The sequence below is a fragment of the Ramlibacter sp. WS9 genome (genome assembly GCF_003797765.1).
In the GTDB taxonomy this organism is placed as follows: domain Bacteria; phylum Pseudomonadota; class Gammaproteobacteria; order Burkholderiales; family Burkholderiaceae_C; genus Ramlibacter.
Genome location: NZ_RKMB01000028.1, coordinates 1 through 20,070 on the forward strand (window position 1 = coordinate 1; position 20,070 = coordinate 20,070).

General features: G+C 67.6%; 19 protein-coding genes and 1 riboswitch. Of the genes, 14 read left to right on the top strand and 5 right to left on the bottom strand.

The genetic code is table 11. The annotated features are described in order from the left end of the window. Positions 1-115: 115 nt before the first annotated feature. The 5 genes from EEB15_RS27520 to zapB all read right to left on the bottom strand — a co-directional run bounded on the left by EEB15_RS27520 (position 116) and on the right by zapB (position 4,311). Positions 116-1,039, bottom strand: a complete 924-nt coding sequence (locus EEB15_RS27520) for a methionyl-tRNA formyltransferase (protein WP_141513169.1) — start codon at positions 1,037-1,039, stop codon at positions 116-118. Positions 1,040-1,071: 32 nt separating this feature from the next. Then, positions 1,072-1,872, bottom strand: a complete 801-nt coding sequence (locus EEB15_RS27525; RefSeq protein WP_141513170.1) for a sulfite exporter TauE/SafE family protein — start codon at positions 1,870-1,872, stop codon at positions 1,072-1,074. Between the two features lie 41 nt (positions 1,873-1,913). Continuing rightward, a complete protein-coding gene (locus tag EEB15_RS27530) occupies positions 1,914-3,326 on the bottom strand; it encodes an adenylate/guanylate cyclase domain-containing protein (RefSeq protein ID WP_141513171.1) in 1,413 nt (470 codons plus the stop codon). A gap of 341 nt (positions 3,327-3,667) precedes the next feature. Beyond that, entirely contained in the window at positions 3,668-4,015 is a 348-nt protein-coding gene (locus tag EEB15_RS27535; protein ID WP_141513172.1) for a cell division protein ZapA, read from the bottom strand. 83 nt (positions 4,016-4,098) lie between these two features. Then, positions 4,099-4,311: a cell division protein ZapB gene (zapB, locus tag EEB15_RS27540; protein WP_141513173.1), complete on the bottom strand. Its 213-nt coding sequence runs from the start codon at positions 4,309-4,311 to the stop codon at positions 4,099-4,101. Positions 4,312-4,347: 36 nt separating this feature from the next. Further along, a riboswitch (cobalamin riboswitch) is annotated at positions 4,348-4,593 on the top strand. 83 nt (positions 4,594-4,676) lie between these two features. On the opposite strand from zapB, the gene EEB15_RS27545 reads away from it, so the two are divergent. The 14 genes from EEB15_RS27545 to EEB15_RS27610 all read left to right on the top strand — a co-directional run bounded on the left by EEB15_RS27545 (position 4,677) and on the right by EEB15_RS27610 (position 20,018). Then, complete coding sequence (locus tag EEB15_RS27545) at positions 4,677-6,617, top strand: TonB-dependent receptor (RefSeq protein WP_141513174.1); 1,941 nt, start codon at positions 4,677-4,679, stop codon at positions 6,615-6,617. A gap of 11 nt (positions 6,618-6,628) precedes the next feature. Then, a complete protein-coding gene (locus tag EEB15_RS27550; protein ID WP_141513175.1) occupies positions 6,629-7,519 on the top strand; it encodes a cobalamin-binding protein in 891 nt (296 codons plus the stop codon). After that, on the top strand, positions 7,512-8,090 hold the full coding sequence (locus tag EEB15_RS27555) for a bifunctional adenosylcobinamide kinase/adenosylcobinamide-phosphate guanylyltransferase (protein WP_141513176.1): 579 nt from the start codon (positions 7,512-7,514) through the stop codon (positions 8,088-8,090). Before EEB15_RS27550 ends, EEB15_RS27555 begins: the two co-directional genes overlap by 8 nt. Continuing rightward, positions 8,087-8,941, top strand: coding sequence for an ABC transporter substrate-binding protein (locus EEB15_RS27560; RefSeq protein WP_141513177.1), 855 nt, complete (start codon positions 8,087-8,089; stop codon positions 8,939-8,941). Before EEB15_RS27555 ends, EEB15_RS27560 begins: the two co-directional genes overlap by 4 nt. A 64-nt stretch (positions 8,942-9,005) precedes the next feature. Then, positions 9,006-9,995, top strand: a complete 990-nt coding sequence (locus tag EEB15_RS27565; RefSeq protein WP_141513178.1) for an iron ABC transporter permease — start codon at positions 9,006-9,008, stop codon at positions 9,993-9,995. Then, positions 9,992-10,765, top strand: a complete 774-nt coding sequence (locus tag EEB15_RS27570; RefSeq protein WP_141513179.1) for an ABC transporter ATP-binding protein — start codon at positions 9,992-9,994, stop codon at positions 10,763-10,765. The genes EEB15_RS27565 and EEB15_RS27570 overlap by 4 nt, the downstream gene beginning before the upstream one ends. 46 nt (positions 10,766-10,811) lie before the next feature. Then, positions 10,812-11,765 (top strand): adenosylcobinamide-phosphate synthase CbiB, encoded by a 954-nt coding sequence (cbiB, locus tag EEB15_RS27575; protein WP_141513180.1) that lies wholly within the window; start codon positions 10,812-10,814, stop codon positions 11,763-11,765. Then, positions 11,762-13,261: a cobyric acid synthase gene (locus EEB15_RS27580; protein ID WP_141513181.1), complete on the top strand. Its 1,500-nt coding sequence runs from the start codon at positions 11,762-11,764 to the stop codon at positions 13,259-13,261. The genes cbiB and EEB15_RS27580 overlap by 4 nt, the downstream gene beginning before the upstream one ends. Before the next feature lie 8 nt (positions 13,262-13,269). Further along, entirely contained in the window at positions 13,270-14,310 is a 1,041-nt protein-coding gene (gene cobT, locus EEB15_RS27585; protein WP_141513182.1) for a nicotinate-nucleotide--dimethylbenzimidazole phosphoribosyltransferase, read from the top strand. Further along, on the top strand, positions 14,307-15,116 hold the full coding sequence (locus EEB15_RS27590; protein WP_233259643.1) for an adenosylcobinamide-GDP ribazoletransferase: 810 nt from the start codon (positions 14,307-14,309) through the stop codon (positions 15,114-15,116). The genes cobT and EEB15_RS27590 overlap by 4 nt, the downstream gene beginning before the upstream one ends. Positions 15,117-15,220: 104 nt before the next feature. After that, the gene (locus tag EEB15_RS27595; RefSeq protein ID WP_141513184.1) at positions 15,221-15,658 is read left to right on the top strand and encodes a universal stress protein; all 438 of its coding nucleotides are present in this window, start codon (positions 15,221-15,223) and stop codon (positions 15,656-15,658) included. Further along, positions 15,659-16,372 (top strand): trans-aconitate 2-methyltransferase, encoded by a 714-nt coding sequence (locus EEB15_RS27600; protein ID WP_141513185.1) that lies wholly within the window; start codon positions 15,659-15,661, stop codon positions 16,370-16,372. Positions 16,373-16,428: 56 nt separating this feature from the next. Continuing rightward, on the top strand, positions 16,429-18,090 hold the full coding sequence (locus EEB15_RS27605) for an alkaline phosphatase family protein (RefSeq protein WP_158290253.1): 1,662 nt from the start codon (positions 16,429-16,431) through the stop codon (positions 18,088-18,090). Positions 18,091-18,299: 209 nt separating this feature from the next. Next, positions 18,300-20,018, top strand: coding sequence for an efflux RND transporter periplasmic adaptor subunit (locus EEB15_RS27610; protein WP_141513187.1), 1,719 nt, complete (start codon positions 18,300-18,302; stop codon positions 20,016-20,018). The last annotated feature ends 52 nt before the right edge of the window (positions 20,019-20,070 follow it).

Here is a 20,070-nt window from a genome sequence, read left to right on the forward strand (position 1 = left end):
GGCTGGCCGCGACGGGGGACATTCGCAGCGCAGAGTGCCCCGCCGCCCCGATCCCGCCCCGCCATGTCCATATGGATTGCCCGAGGACTCGATCCGGGGTCCGGCATGACAAGATTCAACTGGCGGAAGCCACGAGCCCGCGCAAGCGGGCGTAGTCGCCCGCGGCCATCTTCTTTCCGCCCTCAGGGCGCAGCTTCAGCACTTCGATGCGGCCACCGTGGGTATTGATGCTGATCGAGTGATCGTCGACCGACGCGATCTCGCCGGGCTTGCCGCGCACATCGCCATGCGTGCGGACCAGGTGCTTGCGTGCGTCGTAGATCCACACGCGCTCGCCATTCAGCACCGTCCACGCGCCGGGAGCAGGATTGCACGCGCGGATCAGGTTGTAGACCTGGTCGGCGTGGTGGGTCCAGTGAATGCGGGATTCTTCCTCGTGGAACCAGCCTTCGTAGCTCGCCTGCGACTCGTCCTGCGCATGTTCGGCGTGGCGCCCCGAAAACACCAGGTCCGCCGCTTCGAGCAGCGCGGCGACGCCCATGGGGAACAGCTTGTTGAAGTACAGCTCGCCCAGCGTCTCGTCGGGCCCGATGGGGCACGACTTCTGCAGGATGACCGGGCCTTCGTCGAGCCCATCGGTCGGGCGGAAGACGGTGATGCCGGTGTTGGTGTCGCCGAGAACAATGGGCCAGCTGATGGAGGAAGGCCCGCGGTGCCGTGGCAACAGGGAGGGGTGGAACTGGATGGTGCCGAAGCGGGGAATGTTGACGAACGCCTCCGGCGCGAACTGCAGCACGTAGGCCATGATGCCGATGTCGGCGTCGAGTTTGCGCAGCGTGTCCTGCGCGAAGCCGCTGCGCAGGCTGCTGAACTGGAACACTGGCAAGTCGAGTGCGTGCGCCGCCTCGCGCAGCACGTCCGGCTTGGCGCCGACTTTCTCGGGCACGCAAAACACGCCGACGATCTGGTCGCCGCGCGCGAGGAAAGCCTCGAGCACGGCCTTGCCGAATTCCTGTTGGCCGGTGATCGCAATTCTCATGGGGTACTGGAGTTGGGCGCTGCCGATTATGCTCAACGCAGGAGGAAGTACGCCGCCAGGATGTACAGCACCACGGCGAACAGCTTGCGCAGCGGCTGGATGTCCATGCGGTGGGCCGTGCGGGCACCCACGGGCGCCAAGGTCATGCTGGCGAGTGAGACGACGACGAGGCCGGGCAGGTACAGGTAGCCGAACGATCCCGGCGGCATCTGCGGCAGCCCCTGGCCGGCCCAGATGTAGCCGAGCGTTCCCGCAAAGGCGATCGGGAAGCCCAGCGCCGCCGACGTGCCGACAGCGTCGTGGATCTTGACGTTGCACCAGGTCATGAAGGGCACCGAGACGAACGCGCCGCCGGCCCCCACCAGCGAAGACAAGAGGCCGATCACGCCGCCCATGCCGAACGTGCCCAGGCGCCCCGGCAACGTGCGCGTGGGCTTGGGCCGCCGATTGAGGAACATCTGCGTGGCCGAGAAGGCGACGAACACGGCGAACAGGATGGACAGCACTTTGCCCGGCAGCGCCACGGCCACCTGTGCGCCAATGAGCGCCCCCAGCAGGATGCCGGGCGCGAGCAGCCACACGATGGGCCAGAGCACCGCGCCGCGGCGGTGGTGCGCGCGCACGGACGACAGGGAGGTAAAGCAGATGCTGGCCAGCGACGTCGCCACCGCCATCTTCACCGTGTACTCCGGCGGAAAGCCCTTGCCTGTGAGGATGATGGTGATGAACGGCACCATCAGCATGCCGCCGCCGATGCCCAGAAGGCCCGCCAGAAAGCCGGTGGCCATCCCCAGCAGGGTGAGTTCGACAATGAGGAGAGGTTCGATCGGCATCCGCCTTGCGATTGTCGCCGGGCGGGCCGGGGGCCGCCGGATCAGGGGATTTCGTACACCGTCAGTTCATCCGCGATTCCGCGCAGCGTGCAGCGCTGCGCAACCGGCGTCAGGCCGGCGGCGGCCAGCAAACGCGCGGCTTCCGGGTAGTGGACCACCGGCGCCGTCGCGAAAATCGAATGCGACATGGCAAGGCCCTGGACGCGGGCCGCCATGTTGACGGTCTGGCCGAAATAGTCGAGCCGGTCATTCAGCGTGACGGCCAGGCAGGGCCCTTCGTGGATGCCGATCTTCAGCAGCAGGTCTTCGCTCTGCCGCGAGGCGTTCAGCGCCTTCATCGCCTCACGCATGGCCAGTACGGCGGCAATGCCGCGATCGGGTGTTGGAAACGAGGCCATCACCGCATCGCCGATGGTCTTGACCACCGCCCCGGATTCCTGCGCGATCACGTGGTTCAGCACCGCGAAGTGCGCCTTCACGAGGTCATAAGCCGCGAGATCGCCGACGCGCTCGTAGAGCTCTGTGGATGCCTTCAGGTCGGTGAACACGAAGGTGAGGCTCGTGATCTTCAGGCGTTGGTCGATATCCAGCATGTCCGCGCGGAACAGCTCGCGGAAGGTCTGGTTGGTGAGCAGCGTGCGCGCCGTCAGAAACTTCTTGCGCTTGCCCAGCAGGTGGTGGAGTTCGTCTCCCGCCAGGTACAGGCCCGGCAACACGCGGGACGAGGTGCGGTTTTCCAGCGTCAGCCGCAGCGGCCCCGGCCGCATCTTCGACGTTCCGGTGGGCGCTTGCACGCTGTTGAACACGACGCCGAGTTCCTGCCGGTCGCGCGTGGGCTCGCCTTGCACGTCCAGGAAATGCGCGGCGTGCGTCACCGGCTCGAAGACGATGATGAATCCTTCGGGCAGCGTCATCGACATGGTCGCCTTTTCGCCGGCGCCCAGCTCGACCCAATCCACGATGAATTTCTCCAGCACATCGCGCGTGGGTGCATCCTCGGGGAACTCGATGCCCGAGCTCCAATAGATCTGTCGCACGTAATCCCACATGGACAGGGTCTCGGGCGAATGCGCGGCGATCTTGCGCAGGCGCGGGCTGACGGTGAATGCAACCTCGACCATTTCATCCAGCGACGGCTCGTAGCCCGACGCGCACAAGGCACACGGATAGTCCTGCTGGTGCAGCGTCTTCATGCTGGTGTTGGCGGTCAGTACGCCGCCGCAGCCCGGGCACAGCACGTTCCAGGACATCTCGAACATGCCAAGGCGGGTGGCGTGAAGGAAGGCGTCGAGCGCGCGGTCCACCGGCAGGGCGTTGGAGGCCGCGAAGTCGAGGACGTTGATGCGATGCAGGTCGTGATCGGCGCCGTCGCGCACGAGGTCTTCGATGGCGGCGGCAGCCCGCGAGTCGGCGGATTGCCGCAGGACGTTGAACCTGGCTTCGGACTCTGACATGTGGCCCTTCGGATGTGACGCCATCCTAGGGCAAAAAAAGGCGTCTGCAAGTGCCACCGGACCGGCATCCTGAACCGGGGTTCAGGTGGGCGAGGTCAGCTTGGCTTTGGGTTCGTCTGACGCGAGACGATCACGCTAGCCAAGAGATGTTCCAAGCCCGGGCTCATAGAGCATTGGTTCAAGGAAATATAAAGCCCGGCACGCACTGCAGACACGAGGTCATTGTAGGTCTTCGCGAGGCCCAAGGAGGCACGAAAAAAATATTGCCGCAATGAATTAAAGAGAACTTGACAAGGGCGAAACGAGGTGAACTGTGTCGGAGTTATCACTCCGGCCCCGGATCAGATCAGCCTACCGTCGCCACTCAGCGCGCCGTCCAGCCGCTGGATCAAGCTGGCGAGGCGCGGGTCGTGTGCGTCGTGGCCGTTGCCTTGAACTGGAAATTCCGACGGCGCGAAGCTCGAGGCCTGGAAGGCCGGCACGTTGCGATCGCTGACGTCGAAGGCGAGGTTCAGCGCTGCCAGCACGGCGATGCGGTCACGGGCCTTCACCTTGCCGGCGTCGCGGATCTTGCACATGGCGGTGTCGACCTTCTCCACTGCTTCGAGCAGGCGCTGCTCGCCGCCCTCGGGGCACGCCAGCAGATAACTTTGGCCCATGATCTGGACCTCGACTTGCTTGGTAACCATTCAGACCCCCACGCTTTTCACTTCGTGTAATGCGCTGCCCCCCGAGGGGGCCTTCGCTTGCTTGAAGCGGTTCGGCGCAGCGCTCATGCAGCGCTCTTGATGTCAGGCAGGCGTTCGAGCAGGGCGTCGACGCGCGCGCGGGCCGCGGACAGGCGCGACTTCAGCGAGTCGCGTTCATGCGTGAGCACCTCGACCTGTTCGGCCAGCAGCGTGTTGGTGCGCTGCAGTTCCTCGTAGCGCACGAGCAGCCGCTCGACGCGTTCAGCCAGCTGGTCGATTTGGGAGGCACTGGGCATAGGGTTTCGATTGTAGGGTTTTGTGACAGATTTCAACCTAAAATGTCCAGCGTTGGTGCTCGCGGTGTGGTTCGCATGCCGCAGTTCAACGGGAAGCAGGAGGCGACGGCACCCAAGGCCCGAGCTAACCTGCGCTGCCCCCGCAACGGTAAGCGGACGAATTTCCATGGAAATTCCGCTTCCATCACGCAAAGCCACTGGACGCGCCTGAACAGCGCGTCTGGGAAGGCGATGGAAGTCGACCCGCCAGCCCGGATACCGGCCAACACGGTGGCCGCGCCATTCCAAAATGGAGTTGCGTGGCCGTGACGCCCAATGTACTGGCGGGGAAGCCGGTACGGGTTTTGAAACGTGTCCGCTAATTCATGAACTCTCGCTTTTTCTCGCCGCGCGGCTCCGCGCTCACCCTGGCGTTCGCTGCCGCATGGCCGGGCGCATTCGCCCAGACCGTCGCGCAAGCCATCTCGCTGCCCGAAACCACCGTCACCGCCACGCGCTTCGCCGAGCCGGCGCAGGCGCTGCCCCTGGGCATCAGTGTGGTCACGGCCGATGAGATCCGCGCCTCGGGCGCTTCCACCATCAACGAAGCGCTGATGCGCGTGCTGGGCGTCGTCGGCCGGCAAGACTTTTACGGGGGCGGCGAATACAGCCTCGACCTGCGCGGCTTCGGCGCCACCGCCGACAACAACCAGGTCGTCATCGTCGACGGCCTGCGCTTTTCGGAAGCCGACCTGGGCGGCACTCGCCTGGCCGGCATCCCGATCGAATCCGTGGAGCGCATCGAAGTGCTGCGCGGTGGCGGTTCCGTGCTTTACGGCGAAGGCGCCACCGGCGGGGTCATCATCATCACGACCAAGGCCGGCAGCGGCAAGGAGCGGCGCAACGCGGCTTCGATCTACGGCGCTGCCGGCAGCTACGGGCTGCGCGACCTGCGCGCGAACGCCACGGTGGCGGGAGGCGGCTTCTCGCTCGACGTCGCGGGCCAGAAGCGCAATGCCGACAACCATCGCGACAACTTCCGCTCGGAGTCGGAGGCGCTTTCGGCCACGGGCCAATGGTCCAACGACTGGCTGCGGCTGGGCGTGCGCTTCGCTCGCGATTCGCTGGACACCGGCTTGCCCGGCGGGCTGAGCCTGGCGCAATACGAAGCCAATCCGCAGCAGACCCGGTACCCGGACGACAAGGCGAGCATCCGCAACGAGCGTGCCGGCGTGTTCGCGCAGGCGCAACTGGGCGGCTGGGAGATCGCGGCCGACGCGGGCCGGCGCGAGAAGAACCTCACCAGCTTGAACAGCGGCTTTCCGTACGACTACGACATTGACGCGACGAACTATTCGATTCGCGCGCGCCATGAAGGGACGCTCGGCGGCCTCAAGAACCAGCTGGTGCTGGGCGCGGACCATGCGCGCTGGACGCGCGAGGTGCTGGGCGACTTCGGCTCCACGGCCAACCAGAAATCGCGCGCGTTCTACCTCAAGGACGACGTGACGCTGGCCGGCGGCACGCGCCTGTCCGCCGGTGCCCGCACCGAAAAGATCGCGAAGGACAACAGCTCGGCGGGAGTCGCCACGGACGACAAGCAGCACGCCTGGGAGTTCGGTGTGAGCCACCCGTTCACGTCCGGCGTCACCGCCTACGCGCGCGCGGGCCGCAGCTACCGGCTGGCCAACGTCGACGAGTTCGGCTTCACCTCGCCGGGCGTCATCCTGAAGCCGCAGACCAGCCGCGACGTGGAACTGGGCGCGCGCTGGGCATACGCGGCGGGCAAGGCTGAAGTGCGTATCTACCGCAGCCTGCTGGACAACGAGATCGGGTTCGATCCGAACGCGGTGGGCAGCTTCTTCGGCGCCAACGTCAACTTCGACCCGACGCGCCGGCAAGGGCTGGAGCTGGACACGAATCACGCCTTGACGAAGACGCTGGGCCTGCGCGTGAACGCCGCGCTGCGCCAGGCCACCTTCCGCTCGGGCACCTATGCGGGCAACGACGTGCCGCTGGTGCCGCGCAAATCACTGGCCGTGCGCGCCGACTGGACTCCCGCCGCAGGACACCGTGTCAGCGGCGGCGTGAAGTGGGTATCCTCACAGCATCCCGACTTCAACAATGCCTGCTCCATGCCGGCCTACACCACCGCCGACGTCCGCTACGCCTTTCAATGGCAGCAGCTGGAATTCGCGCTGGGCGTGAACAACCTCTTCGACAAGAAGCACTACACGCAGGCCTTCGGCTGCGCTGGCGGCGTGACGCGCACCATCTATCCGGAAGCAGGGCGGGCCGTCACGGCTTCGCTGCGAGCCAGCTTCTGAGCGGGACGGCCATGTTGCTCTACGGGCCCCAACGCATCGTCTGCCTGACCGAGGAGACGACGGAGTGGCTGTACCTGCTGGGCCAGGAAGCGCGCATCGTGGGCATCTCGGGCTACACGGTGCGGCCACGCCGCGCCCGTGAAGAGAAGCCGAAGGTCAGCGCGTTCCTGTCCGCGAAGATCGAAAAGATCCTCGACCTGCGTCCGGACTGCGTGTTCGGCTTCTCCGACTTGCAGGCCGACATCGCCGCCGAGCTGATCCGCAAGGGTGTGCAGGTGACGGTGTTCAACCAGCGCAGTGTCGAGGAGATCTTCTCGATGCTGTACCAGGTGGCCGCGATGGTGGGGCAGCCGGACCGCGGGCTCGAATTGCTGCAGGGCATGCGCGACGGGTTGGCCGCGATCGAGGCACAGGCCAAGGCCTTGCCGCGCCGGCCGAAGGTGTTCTTCGAGGAATGGGACGAGCCGCACATCAGCGCGATCCGCTGGGTGTCGCAGTTGGTCGGCATCGCCGGCGGCGACGACTGCTTTCCTGAGTTGTCTGTTCAGGCTTTGGGCAAGGGCCGCATCATCGGCGACGGCATGGAGATCGTCCGGCGCAATCCGGACATCATCATCGGCTCGTGGTGCGGCAAGAAGTTCCGCGCCGAGAAAGTGGCGGCGCGGCCCGGATGGCAGGACGTGAACGCAGTGAAGCACGGGCAGCTGTTCGAGATCAAGTCCGCGGACATCCTGCAGCCCGGGCCGGCCGCGCTGACCGATGGCGCGGAGCAGTTGCATCGCATCGTCATGGAGTGGAGCAAGAATGTGGCCCCCACGCTTGCGGCCAAAGCCGCTGCGCTGCCCCCCGAGGGGGCGTCCCGCGCCTTGGGGCGGCCCGGCGACGCGGGGTCCCATGGCTGAACTTCGTGTCGCGCGCAGTGAACTGATTTTGGGCGGCCAGAAGAGCGGCAAGACGGCGCGTTCTGAATCGCTGGCCGCGGCTTGGCTGGAGCAATCGACCACGCATCGCGCGGTCTACATCGCCACCGCGCAAGCCTGGGACGACGAGATGCGCGAGCGCATCGCCCGCCACCGCCGTGATCGCGCGGTGCGTGTTCCGCGCATGGAAACGGTGGAGGAGCCGGTGGAGCTGGCACATGCCATCGGCCAGCACAGCCGGGCCGACACATTGATCGTGGTGGATTGCCTGACGTTGTGGTTGACGGCGCAGTTGATGCCGGCGGTGGGAGCGGATCGGGAGAGGGCGGGGGTGGGGGCACGCACGCCAACCATCTCCCAAGCCTTGAAAGCCTGCGCCGGTCCCATCATCCTCATCAGCAACGAGATCGGTCTCGGCGTCATTCCGCTGGGCCGCGACACGCGCGCGTTCGTCGATGCGCTCGGCGGATTGAACCAGCAGGCCGCAGCCGCGTGCGAGCGCGTCACGCTGATGTCGGCCGGCCTTCCGCTCACGCTCAAGGGCGCGTCATGACGAAGTGGCTGTTGCTCTTTCTGTGGGCGCTGGCGTCGCACGTGCAGGCCGTCCAGGTCGTGGACGACCGCGGCGTCGCCGTCGAACTGCCTCGCCCGCCGCAACGCATCGTCGTCATGCTGCCGTCGCTCACCGAAGTGATTTGCGAGATGGGCGCATGCGACCGGCTCGTGGCCGTGGACGACTTCTCGAACTGGCCGGCGCAAGTGCGCAAGCTGCCGCACGTGGGCGGGCTCGAGGACGCCAACATCGAGATGATCGTGGCGCTCAAGCCCGATGTCGTGTTGCTCGCATCCTCGTCACGGGCCGTCGGGCGGCTCGAGGGCTTGGGCATCAAAGTCCTGACGCTGGAGCCCAAGAACTTCGCCGACCTGCGCCGCGTCTGGATGCAGCTCGCACTGCTGCTGGGCGTGAGCGACGGGCACGCGCGCTGGCAGCGCCTGGACGCAGAGGTCGATGCGCAGGCGGGCCGGCTGCCCGCCTCGCTGCGCGGCACCAAGGTGTACATCGAAGTGGACACCGGCCCGTACGCCGCGAGCGAGGCCTCGTTCATCGGCGAAGTGCTGGCGCGCGTGGGCGCGGCCAACGTCGTGCCGGGTCAGCTCGGGCCATTCCCCAAGCTCAACGGCGAGTTCGTCGTGCGGGCGGACCCGCAAGTGATCATGATTTCCGACCATGCATCGCCCCCCATCGCCAGCCGCGCCGGCTGGGACCGCATCCGGGCGGTGCGCGATGGGCGCGTCTGCACGTACGACCGCGCGCAGGGCGATGTGCTCGTGCGGCCCGGCCCGCGCATGGCGCAAGCCGCGAAGATCATGGTCGACTGCTTGCAAGGGCGGTCGGGCAAGTGACTACGCCCCGCGCTGCCCATGAATTACTCCCTCTCCCTCTGGGAGAGGGCGGGGGTGAGGGCACGTGACCAAGTTGCGCTCCCCTCTGAGCCTCGCAATTTCCCTCTTGCTTGCGACGGCGCTCCTCTGCATCGCCGGCGTAGCCGTCGGCAGCCTCGGCTGGGAGCCTCTCTGGCACCGCACCGGCGAAGCGTCCGCCGCGATCCTTTGGGACATCCGCCTGCCGCGCACGCTCGGCGCGTGGCTCGCGGGCGCGTTGCTGGGCCTCGCCGGGGCCATTGCGCAAGGCCTGTTCCGCAATCCATTGGCCGATCCCTATCTGCTGGGCAGCGCTACCGGCGCGGCCCTGGGCGTGGCGATCCTGCTGGTGTTGATCGGGGCTTCCCCGCTCGCCGCTTCGGGATGGGTCGCGCGCCTGGGCATGACGGGCGCGGCCTTCGCGGGCGCCGTCGCCGCGGTGCTGGTCACACTCGGCCTCGCCAAAGGCGTGCAGCACACGTTGCGCCTGCTGCTGGCCGGCATCGTGGTCGGCATGGTGTTCGGTGCGTTCGCGGCGCTGGTGATGTTCTGGGCGCCCGAGATCATGCGGGCGATGCAGGGTTTTCTGCTGGGCACCACCGGCTTTCTGGGCTGGGCCAGCGTCGGCTTGATGGCCGCGCTGTTCGCGCTCTGCCTTGCGATCGCAGTCGTTTTCAGCCGGGCGCTGGATGCGCTGTCGCTCGGCGACACCACCGCCGCGAGCCTGGGCGTGGCGCTCATGCCGGTCCGCATGATGATGGTCGGCGCCATGGCCCTCGCGACGGGGGCCGCCGTGGCGCAGGTCGGCCTGATCGCGTTCATCGGCCTCGTCGCGCCGCATCTGGTGCGCGCCGCCGCCAAGCCCACGCACCGGTGGCTGCTGCCGCTCGCCGCGCTCACCGGAGGCGTGCTGCTGCTGGCCGCGGACGTGTTGGCCCGCTGGCTGCTCGCGCCGCAGGAACTGCCGGTGGGCGTGCTGACGGCGGTGCTGGGCGGCGGGTACCTGCTCTGGCTGATGCACAGGAGGCCGATATGACGGCCGCGAACGTCGCACTGCGCGCTGACGGCTTGCAGGTCGTCCTTGGCGGCGTCGAGGTTCTGCATGGGGTCACGCTGGCGTTGCCCGCGGGCCGCTGGACAGCCATCGTGGGCCCGAACGGAGCGGGCAAGACCACGCTCTTGAAATCGCTGGCGCAGTTGCTGCCGTACCAGGGCCGCGTGCAGTTGCAGGGGCGCGATGCGCGCGAATGGACGCACAAGGCGCGCGCACGCACGCTGGCCTGGCTGGGACAGAACGAGGGCGGCGCCGAAGACCTGTTGGCGCAGGACGTGGTGATGCTCGGGCGGTTGCCGCACCAGCCCTGGCTCGGCGCTTCCAACGCGCAGGACCACGCGGCTGTGCGAGCCGCGATGCAGGAAACGCAGTGCTGGGACTGGCACGGCCGGACGCTGGGCAGTCTTTCGGGCGGCGAGCGCCAGCGCGTCCTGCTGGCGCGGGCGCTGGCGGTGCAAGCACCGTTGCTGCTCATGGACGAGCCGCTGGCCAACCTCGACCCGCCGCACCAGGCGGATTGGCTGCGCATCGTCCGCCGCCACGTCGAGCGCGGCGGCACGGCGGTGAGCGTGCTGCACGAGATCACGATGGCGCTGCACGCCGACGAGATGGTGGTGATGGATGCCGGGCGCATCGTTCATCAGGGCGCGTGCGCGGATGGCGCGACGCATCGTGCGTTGGAGAATGTGTTCCAGCAGCGCGTTGCCATTCATTCGCTGGCGGGCCAGTGGGTGTCGCTGCCGAACGAATGAGCAATTAATTGGAATCTGACCCCCATTGTTTGAAGCAGCCCAACCCATGACCGCCTGGACCGCTGTGATCGCGCTGCTGTTCGCGTTCTGCCTGGACCGCTGGTTCGGCGAGCCGGGGGCGCGCTGGCATCCGGTCACGTGGATGGGCAAGTACCTGGGCTGGATGGGGGGCTGGATCGCGCCGCGCGAAGCCTTGCCTTCCCCCAACTGGCGCGCGTTCTGGTCGGGCGCTCTGGCCTGGTACGGCGGCGCCGCGATCGTCGGGCTGATCGCCTGGTTGCTGCAATGGGCACTGCTGCAATTGAATGAGGCCCTGGCCGGGTTGCTGATCGGCGCGCTGTTCAAGCCCATGCTGTCGTGGCGGATGCTTCGCGTCGAAGTGGCGAACGTCGAAGCGGCGCTGGGGCGTTCGCTCGACGCCGGCCGCCTGCAGGTCGGGCGGCTGGTGAGCCGCCAAGTGATGCAGTTGAGCGAGTCGCAGGTGCGCGAAAGCGCGATCGAGTCGCTGGCTGAGAACCTCAACGATTCGGTGGTGGCGCCGGTGTTCTGGTTCCTGGTGTTCGGCTTGCCAGGGGCTGTGGTCTACCGCTTCGCCAACACCGCCGACGCGATGTGGGGCTACAAGGGCTTTCGCGCCGGCATGGACTGGGAATGGGCCGGCAAGTGGGCCGCCCGCGCCGACGACGTCATGTCGTGGATTCCCGCGCGCATCACCGCGTTGCTGATCGCCGCGCCGGCGGGTGGCTTGCCGCTTGTACGGCTTCGGCGCGAAGCGGCGGCGACGCCATCGCCCAACAGCGGCTGGCCCATGGCGGCGATGGCGCTGGCGCTGGGCGCGCGCCTGTCCAAACCCGGTGTGTACGCGCTCAACGAAGCGGGCCGCGCACCCGACGCGGCAGCGACGGCAAGGGCGCTGAGGTTGTCGAGCCAGGCGGTGGCGATGATGCTGGCCTCGAGCTGCGTCGCGATCTTCCTGCTGGCCTGGGAGATGCCCTGGTGACCGCCCGCTGCGTCATGGTGCTGGGAACAACCAGCGGCGCGGGCAAGAGTTGGCTCGCCACCGCGTTGTGCCGGTGGTACGCGCGGCAGGGCCTCAAGGTCGCGCCCTTCAAGGCGCAGAACATGAGCAACAACGCACGGGTCGTGAGTGGAGGCGAGATCGGCAGCGCGCAGTATTTCCAGGCGCTCGCCGCGCGTGCCGAGCCCAGCGTGCTGATGAACCCGTTGCTGCTCAAGCCGGAACGCGACACGCACAGCCAGGTGGTGTTGCTGGGACAAGTGAGCGACGAACTCACACACATGGCGTGGCACGAGCGGAGCGCGCATGTGTGGCCAGAGATCACCCGAGCGATCGACGAATTGCGCGCGCAGAACGACGTGGTGGTGATCGAAGGCGCGGGCTCGCCGGCCGAGATCAACCTGATGGCGACCGACATCGTCAACATGCGCGTGGCCGAGTACGCCGACGCGCGCTGCCTGCTGGTGACCGACATCGACCGCGGCGGTGCATTCGCGCACCTCTACGGCACCTGGGCGCTGCTGGATGAATCGCTGCATCGATTGATCGCGGGATTCGTGCTGAACAAGTTCCGGGGCGACGCTTCGCTGCTGGCACCCGGGCCGCAAAGGCTGGAGGAGCTGACGGGCATCCCCACCGTGGCCACGTTGCCGATGTGGTGGCACCACGGCCTTCCTGAGGAGGACGGCTTCTTTCACCCTCTCCCCTTGGGAGAGGGCAGGGGTGAGGGCTGTCCGCCCGACAAAACCATCGCCGTCATCGCCTACCCGCGCATCAGCAACCTCGACGAATTCCAGCCCCTGAAGAACGTGCCGGGTGTGCGCCTCGTATGGGCGCGCTCGTCCGCCGACGTGGCGCAGGCCGACTGGATCATCCTGCCCGGCTCCAAGCACACCAGCGGCGACCTGGCCTGGCTGCGCGCGCAGGGCCTGGACCGTGCGATCGCGCAGCATGCCCAGCGCGGCGGTGCCGTGCTGGGCATCTGCGGCGGCTTGCAGATGCTGGGCGAGGCGCTGATCGATCCGCACGCCATCGACGGCAACGGCCCAGGGCTGGGATTGCTCCCTCTGGTGACGGTCTTCGAAACCGACAAGCTGGTGAAGAAGACGCGCAGCCGGTTTTCAGCATTGGCCGGCGGATGGTCGGCGTTGTCGAATCTCGACGTGCAAGGCTATGAGATTCACCACGGCCGTACCGCGCAGCACGCGGGCATGGCGCCCGCCCGCATCGCCATGCCCGATGGCCTGGCGTGGCAGAACGACGAGGGCAACGTCCTCGGCGTTTACCTGCACGGGCTGTTCGAAGACCCGGCCGTTTTGCATGCGCTCTTTGGCGCCGAAGCGCCGACGCTGGACAGCGTGTTCGACGGGCTGGCGGATTTCATCGACAAACACTTCGCCCCGAATGTCATCCCGGACTTGATCCGGGGTCCATCGGGGCGTGCCGTAAACCTGGACTGCGGGTCGAGCCCGCAATGACACACCTCATGCAAATCCCCGACATTTCGAACGAAGCACTTGCACAACGCCTGCAGCACAAGCTCGACCACAAGACCAAGCCGCTGGGCTCGCTCGGCCGCCTGGAAGCCCTGGCCTTGCAGATCGGGCTGATCCTGGACACGGAGTCACCGCAACTCGCGCAGCCGCAACTCGTCGTCTTCGCCGCGGACCACGGACTCGCCGGGCGCGGTGTGTCGGCCTACCCGAGTGACGTGACCTGGCAGATGGTGGAGAACTTCCTGGCGGGTGGCGCCGCAGTGAGCATCCTGGCGCGGCAACACGGCCTGGCGCTCACCGTGGTGGACTGCGGGGTGGCACGCGACTTCGCACCGCGAGAAGGCCTGTTGATCCGGAAGATCGCCGCCGGCACCGCGGATTCTTCCGTCGGCCCCGCCATGAGCGCTGCGCAATGCGACGAGGCCATCGCGAACGGCCGCGACGTGGTGCGCAGCCTTCCGGGCAATGCCTTGCTGCTCGGCGAGATGGGCATAGGCAACACCTCGGCCGCTTCCTTGCTGCTGGCGCGGCTGACCGGCCAGGAATTGTTGGAGTGCGTGGGCGCAGGCACCGGCCTGGACGATGCAGGCATCGAGCGCAAGCGGCGCGTGCTGCAAGAGGTGCTCGACTTCCACGCGCACGCCACGCAACCCCTGCAAGCACTGGCGGCTTTCGGTGGCTTCGAGATCGCCACGATGGTGGGGGCAGTGCTGGAAGCCGCGGCGCAGCGGCGAGTGATCGTGGTGGACGGCTTCATCTCCACAGCGGCCGTGCTGGTGGCGGCGAAGCTGCAGCCGCACGTCACGCAGCGTTGCGTCTTTGCGCACCGCTCCGGCGAATGCGGCCACGCGCTGATGCTTCGTCACCTCGGCCCGAACGCCAGCCAGCCGGCGCGGGCGTTGCTCGACATGGGAATGCGGCTAGGGGAAGGCTCGGGCGCCGCGCTCGCATGGCCGCTGCTCGTTTCCGCATGCGCGCTGCTGCGCGACATGGCGAGCTTCGAGTCCGCCGGCGTATCAGGGCCGGCGTGAACAAGCTGGCGCCATCGGTGCGCGCGATGGTGCTGGCACTGCAGTACTTCACGCGCGTGCCGATGCCGCGCCGCGTGCTGGACTGGACGGGATTCGACGAGACCTTGCAGCGCGCGAGCCTGGCCCACTTTCCCGGTGCGGGCTGGGTCGTGGGCATCGTTGGGGCGGGTTTCTATGCCGCAATGCTGTTGCTGCTTCCGCCTTCCAGCTTCGCGCACATGGCGGCGGCCGTGGTGTCAACGATTGCGACGGTGCTACTGACAGGCGCGCTGCATGAAGACGGCTTGGCGGATACGGCAGACGGCTTGGCGGCCGGCAGCGCACAGCAAGCGCTTGAAGTCATGAAGGATTCACGGCTCGGTCCGTCCGGCGCGTTGGCAGTGATCCTGGCGTTGTTGGCCAAGATATTCCTGCTGAGCAGCGTCGGCATCGGTGCCGGATGGGTCGCGGCGATCGCGGCGCTGATGGGCGGCCATGTGGTGTCGCGCGGCCTCAGCCTGGGCATCGTCGCCACGTTGGTGCATGTCGGACATGCGGCCACGTCGAAGTCGCTTCCCGTGGCGCGGCAGATCGGCCGCCGCGGTTTGCTGGCGGCTGCAATCTGGTGCGTCGCGGCCTGGATGTGCACTGCCGTGCTGGTGTCGACCGCCGCGGCCGCGGTCGCGTTGATTCTCTCCTTGATCGCGCTGTGGGGCGTGCGCCTCCTGTTGGCGCGCCGTCTCGCGGGGTTCACCGGTGACTGCCTGGGCGCCACGCAGCAACTGTGCGAGATCGCTTTTTACCTGGGGATGGCCGTCGCCATGTGATGTAGGGCAATCCTGGGGCAATCTCCCAGCAACACCTGTTGTAAGCGGGCGTTGCACGGTCTATGCTTGGCTCGTCTCGCACCCCATCACAACGGGAGAGCCTCATGTACAAACGAATCCTCCTCGCTTACGACGGCTCCGATGCAGGGCAGAAGGCCCTTCTCGACTGCCAGGACCTGGCCAACTGGAGTCAGTCGGAACTCTTCCTCATCGCGGTGATGCCTTCGGCCATGAGCTTCGTGGGGCTGGAGGGCGGCGTCTACGACATGGAACTGGAAGAGCGCGAGAAGAAGAAGCACCGGGCAGTGCTCGAAGATGGCTTGCGTCGCCTGGCGGATGTCGGCTCTGTCGCCAAAGGCGAGGTGCTGGTGGGCGAAGCGATCGACGAGATCACCAAGTACGCCCGCAAGATCGAAGCGAACCTGATCGTCGTCGGGCACAAGCACCTGGACAGCTGGGCCGCACGCTGGTGGCGGGGCTCGATCTCCGGGGCCTTGATCGAGCACGCGCCCTGCAGCGTGCTGGTCGTCATCACGCATTAAATGACCCACCCCCGAAGCGCCTCCGGCGCCCCCTCCTCAAGGGGGCGCCATCAGCGGCCCGGCAAAACCGGTTCCGCGGTGGCCCCCGAAGGGCGCGCCGCCGCGCTCGAGCAGTACCGCCGGCGGGCTGACCGGTACGACCGCGAACTGGCCCTCTTCGAGCCCATCCGCAACGATGCAGTGGCCTGCCTGCGCCTCGCTCGCAACGACACGGTGCTGGACGTCGGCTGCGGCACCGGCCTCTCGTTCCAGCTGTTTCATGACCGGATCGGCGAGGGCGGGCGCATCGTCGGCATCGAACAGTGCCCCGAGATGCTGGCGAAGGCGCAGCAACGCGTGGAGCAGCACCGCTGGCGCAACGTCGACCTGGTCTGTGCCCCGGCCGCGACGGCGCGGGTGCCTGTGCGGGCCGACGCGGCGCTGTTTCATTTCACACACGATGTGCTGCGCGACGAGGCCGCGGTCGACAACGTGCTGTCGCACCTTGAGCCCGGGGCGCGGGTGGTCGCGTCCGGACTGCAGTGGGCACCGCCCTGGGCCTGGCCGGCCAACGGCTTCGTGATGTTGGCGGCGATGTACTCGGTAACTTCGCTGGAAGGGCTGGGTCGCCCCTGGGACCGGCTGGCCGCACGCTTGAAGGACGTCGAGGTGCGGACCTTGATGATGGGTGGAATCTACATCGCCAGCGGCGTGTACTCGCCGCGGCGCCATTGAGCCGTCGCGGGACAACCCCGATGGCCGGGGCATGGGGCTGGGTTAGCCTATCGCCCATGAAAACCGCACGCACCTCCCGTTTCGTCCTGGCTGCCGCACTGGCGGCCCTGCTGGCCGCACAGTTGGCAGGTTGTGCCGGCACGCCTGCGCCGCAGGACAAGCCCAAGCTCGTCGTCTTCCTTGTGGTGGATGGCCTGCCGCAGCGCCAGGTGCTGGGCTACCGCGACCAGCTCGCGCCCGATGGCTTCGCGCGGTTCCTCGACCGGGGCGCCTGGTTCGCCGACGCGCACTACAAGCACGCGTTCACCGTGACGGCGGCCGGCCACGCAACCATGCTCAGCGGCGCGTATCCGCATCGCAGCGGCATCATCGGCAACGAGTGGCGCGACCCGGCGACCGGCAACGCCGTCTACAACACGGGCGACACCAGCGCCACCTACATCGGGCATAAGACGAACGCGCTGGACGGCACCAGTCCCCGCAACCTGAAAGTGGAAACGGTCGGCGACGTGCTGCGCCGCGCGGATTCGCGGTCGAAGGTGATCGCCATTTCGGGCAAGGACCGCGGCGCGATCCTGCCGGCGGGCAAGATGGGCACGGCGTACATGTACATGGGCGCGACGGGGCAGTTCGCATCCACCACCTTCTACATGCCGCAGCATCCGGCCTGGGTCAACGACTTCAACGCGAAGAAGCTGGCCGACCGGCATTTCAAGACGGAGTGGAAGCCGATGCTGCCCGAGGCGGCGTACGCGCGGTCGGTGGCGGACAGCCAACCCTGGTACGGCGCCAGCGGCGGCAAGCTGCCGATGATGATGGGTGTGGCCGCCGACGACGCGCCGGGCCCGGCCTACTACAGCGCGCTGCTGCGCAGCCCCTTCGCGGACATGCTGTCGCTCGAATTCGCGCGCGCCGCCATCGCCGGCGAGCAGCTGGGGCGGGACGATTCGCCGGACGTCCTGTCGATCAGCCTTTCAGGGCATGACTACGTCAACCACCGCTGGAGCGCCGAGTCCCGCCTTTCGCACGACCACTTTCTGCACCTCGACCGGATGCTCGAAGCCTTCTTCCGCGACCTGGACGCCACGGTGGGCAAGGACAACTACATCGCGGTGCTCACGGCCGACCATGGCTTCATGCCTGCGCCCGAATACAACCAGGCCCGCGGCGTGGACGCGGGCCGCATCGTCTTTGCCCAGTCGCTGGTGCGCATCAATGCGGGCATGGTGCAGCGCTTCGGCGAAGGCAAATGGGTGATCGGCAGTTCCTCTGCTTCGCTCCTCATCGACAAAAGGCTGGTGGCACAAAAACAGCAGGACCTGGACGCCGTGGCCGAAGAGGCACGTCGCCTGCTGCTGTTGGAACCGGGCTTCGAGACCGCGTACACGCGTCGCGAACTGCTTTCGGGCAGCCGCGCGGGCAGCAAGTTCTTCGAGGCTTCGCGCCGGGCCTGGCATCCTGACGTGTCGGGCGAAGTCCAGTTCACGCTCAAGCCGGGCTGGATGTTCGGCTCGAGCAGCGGCTCGGTGGCCACGCATGGCTCGCCCCATCCCTACGACACCCAGGTTCCTATCCTTGTCTACGGCCCGAAGTGGGTCAAGGCGGGACGCGTCGACAGTGCCGTGGAGGTCGTGGACATTGCGCCCACGCTTGCAGGGCTCCTGCATGTTGCGCCGCCCGCCACCGCCGAGGGCAAGCCGCTGCCTCTTCCGCGCTGAAAACCCCTCTGAAACCCCACGCTGAAAAGCGCCGGTAAAAGTCCGGTAAACCTCAGTAAATTTCCCGATCACGGGCAGGACTGCGCCTACATTGGCTTGCGTTGCAAGCCGATGGCTCTTCCGCGCGGCTTGCCTCACGCTCTACACCACCGGACGCGCGGTCTTGGCGCCGGCTGGGGCCTGTTAGCGCCCCTCAACAAGGACAGCGAATGGATGCGCAGCCGCCCGGAGTCCCCGAGCCGACCGAACCCCACCCCAACGCAGTGCCTGAGCGCCGGCGCCTCAGCCGCCGCGCAACCCTCATCGGAAGCGTGATCGCGATTGCCGTTGTCGCGGGCATCGGCTGGCTTGCGTGGGACCTCACACATCCGGATAAAACCGCCGTCGCAGAGGGCGGGCGCGCAGGTGCAGGCGGCGCGGGTGGGGGCGCGGGCCCCGGCGGGCCGGGTGGACCTGGCGGAGCTGGCGGCGGCCGTGGCGGACGCGGTCCGGCGACCACCGTCGGCATCGCCGTCGCCGAGCGCGCGGACATCCCCATCGTCATCGACGCACTGGGCACTGTCGTGCCGCAAGCGACAGTTCGCGTGCGGCCCCAGGTCTCCGGCGTGCTGCAGCAGCTGGCGTTCAAGGAAGGGCAGATGGTCAAGAAGGGCGACCTGCTCGCGCTCATCGACCCGCGCCAGTTCGAAATGTCGCTGCAGCAGGCGTCCGGCCAGCGCTTGCGCGATGAAGCACAGCTCGAAGCGGCCAAGGTCACGCTGCAGCGCTTTCGCACGTTGCTGCAGCAGGACTCGATCGCCCGCCAGGAGGTGGACACGCAGGCTGCGCTGGTCAAGCAGCTCGAAGCGGCCGTGGTGATGTCCAAGGCCAACGAAGGCACGGCTCGCCTGAACCTGGGCTACACACGCATCGTCTCGCCGCTCGCAGGGCGCGTCGGCCTGCGCGCGGTCGACGTGGGCAACGTGGTGAGTGCGAGCGACGCCAACGGCGTGGCGCTGATCACCGCCATCTCGCCGATCGATGTGGAGTTCGCGGTGCCGCAGGACCAGGCGCCGGCGCTCCAGCAGAACGCGGGCGCGTTCATGGAAGCCAAGGCGTTCGATCGCACCCGCCAGACGGTGCTTGACACGGGGGTGTTCACTTCGCTGGACAACCAGGTCGACACCCAGACGGGCACGGTGCGCGCCAAGGCCCGCTTCAACAACACGAGGCAGGCGCTTTTCCCCAGCCAGTTCGTCAACATCCAGCTGAGCGTGCGCGTCATCAAGGACGCCGTCGTCGTGCCGGTGGCCGCTGTGCGCAACGGAAGCACCGGCGAGTATGTCTTCGTGCTCAAGGACGACAAGACCGTGGCGCTGCGCCCGGTGACGCGCGGCCAGGCGACGGTCGACAAGGTGCAGATCGCGACGGGCCTGCAGATCGGCGAGCGCGTGATCACCGAAGGCGCGGACCGGCTGCGTGACGGTTCGCGCGTGGTGTTGCCGGGCGATGCGCCGGGCGGCGGCGCCCGCGGAACCGGTGAGGGCCGCCGCAGACGCGGGGCTGAAGGCGCGGCGCCGGGAGCCTCAGCTCCCGCGGGCGACGCTTCCTCGCCGGCCAGTCCCGCGTTGATGGGTGCGGTGGGCGGTGCCTCCGGTGCGGGCGGCGAACGGCGTCGTCGCAGCGACGCGGCGCCGGCCGCGGCAGGTGCAGCCGCAGCGGCGCCCGCCACGGCAGTGGCAGCCACAGCGGCACCACCAGCGGGCGCAGGCGCCAAACCCACCCCAGAGCAGCGCGAGCGCATGCTCGACTCCGCCAAGGGCGACCCGGAACAACTGGAGCGCCGCAAGCGCTTCCTGGAGGCCATCGACCGCGGCGACCCGCAGGCGCTGGAGCGCTGGCAAACGATGCAGCAGCGGCGGCGCGAAGGCGGGGGAAGCAGTCAGTGAGCAGCGTGAGCACCGCCAGCGCAGCGGCACAGCCGCAAGCGTGGGGGCACTG